1 protein-coding gene is annotated in these 1,168 nt (G+C 65.9%); it reads right to left on the bottom strand.

Going from position 1 to position 1,168, the window contains the following annotated elements; genetic code table 11:
- Window positions 1-1,099, bottom strand: a protein-coding gene (locus ABEA93_RS41965) for an IS3 family transposase (RefSeq protein ID WP_345681287.1) whose coding sequence is annotated in 2 segments (ribosomal slippage) — window positions 1-812 and window positions 815-1,099 — 1,097 coding nt annotated over the 2 segments. Because the reading frame shifts where the segments join, the coding sequence is not laid out codon by codon here. This gene is flagged as partial in the annotation.
- Between the last annotated feature and the right edge of the window lie 69 nt (window positions 1,100-1,168).

The following is a 1,168-nucleotide window of genomic DNA, read 5'->3' as shown; positions in this document are numbered from 1 at the left end:
AGCGAGGCTTGTCGACGGCGGCGGTGGTAAGTCCTCTCGATCCAAGTCACGATCGCGGTCCGCAGTTCCTGGCGAGTGGTCCACGATCGGCGGTCGAGGACGTTCTTCTGCAACAGGCTGAAGAACGACTCCATGGCGGCGTTGTCGCCTGCCGCCCCGACTCTCCCTATCGATCCGACCATTCGGTGACGCTCGAGCGCACGGACGAATTTCCGTGACCGGAACTGAGATCCGCGGTCGCTGTGCAGGACGCAGCCGGCAACGCCCTCGCGGCGGGCGACTGCGTTGTCCAGGGCGGCGACGGCAAGTTGGGACTTCATCCGCGCGTCAATCGAGTAGCCCACGATCCTCCTGCTGAAGGCGTCCTTGACCGCGCAGAGATACAACTTCCCTTCGGTTGTGGGATGTTCGGTGATGTCGGTCAGCCACAGTTTGTTCGGGCCGTTCGCGGTGAAGTCGCGCCGGACGAGATCGTCGTGGACCGGCGGGCCGGCCTTCTTGCCTCCGCCGCGTTTCTTGCCGAACACGCTCCACCAGCGGTTGTCCCGGCAGATCCGCCACGCGGTCCGGTCCGCCATGACCGATCCCGCGCGGCGGGCCTCGTCGGCCAGGAGGCGGTAGCCGAACTCGGGATCCTCGCGATGGGCGTCGAACAACACGTTCGCGCGGTGGGCCTCGTCCAGCACAGCATCGGCCACCGGCTGGTCCAGCCAGCGGTAGTAGGGCTGCCTGGCGAGCTTGAGGACCCGGCACGTGACCGCGACGGGGACCCCGTCTCCGGCCAGCTCCTTCACGAGCGGGTAGATCCTTTTCCCGGCAGGTTCGCCTGCGACAGGTAGGCCGCGGCCCGGCGCAACACCTCGTTCTCCTGTTCCAGCAGCCTGATCCGCCGGCGCGCGGCTTGTAGTTCCTCGTTCTCCGTGGCGGTCGTCCCGGGCTGGACACCATCGTCGATATCAGCACGACGCATCCACTTCGACAGCGTCACCGCGTGGACACCGAAATCGGCAGCCACCTGCTCCAGCGTCACCTTCGGACCGCGGTTCCTAGCGACCCGCACGACATCTTCGCGGAACTCATCCGGATAGGGCTTCGGCACAACGACATCCTTCCCACCTACCCCACAGGGCAAGCCAGTTCAGATGTCACCCGATCGTGCATCAGACCC

The organism is Yinghuangia aomiensis (assembly GCF_039542225.1).
Lineage (GTDB): Bacteria > Actinomycetota > Actinomycetes > Streptomycetales > Streptomycetaceae > Yinghuangia > Yinghuangia aomiensis.
This window is presented reverse-complemented; position numbering and strand designations above follow the sequence as displayed.